The 215-nt window shown below is 73.0% G+C and carries 1 protein-coding gene; it reads left to right on the top strand.

The features are described from left to right. The coding region (locus tag ON43_RS35075) for a hypothetical protein (RefSeq protein WP_040814567.1) at positions 1 to 215 on the top strand (215 nt) is incomplete at both ends.

Here is a 215-nt window from a genome sequence, read left to right as displayed (position 1 = left end):
GAGCCCGTCGGCTCGGTCGCGCCGCTGCTGCCCTGGCACGCGCTGGGCGGATCGGAGGTGCTGGGCCGATTGCCCGAACCCGCACCCCTCGACGAGCGCGTCAAGGACGAGAAGCCCTCTCACCCAAGACTTGTCGCCCCGCTGCTGCCCGTGGCCGATTTCGCCGGGCATGTGCGCCGCGAACTCGCCGACCCGCTCACCCCGCTGCTCGGGGT

The sequence above is a fragment of the Nocardia concava NBRC 100430 genome (assembly GCF_000308815.1).
Taxonomy (GTDB): Bacteria; Actinomycetota; Actinomycetes; order Mycobacteriales; family Mycobacteriaceae; genus Nocardia; species Nocardia concava.
This window is presented reverse-complemented; position numbering and strand designations above follow the sequence as displayed.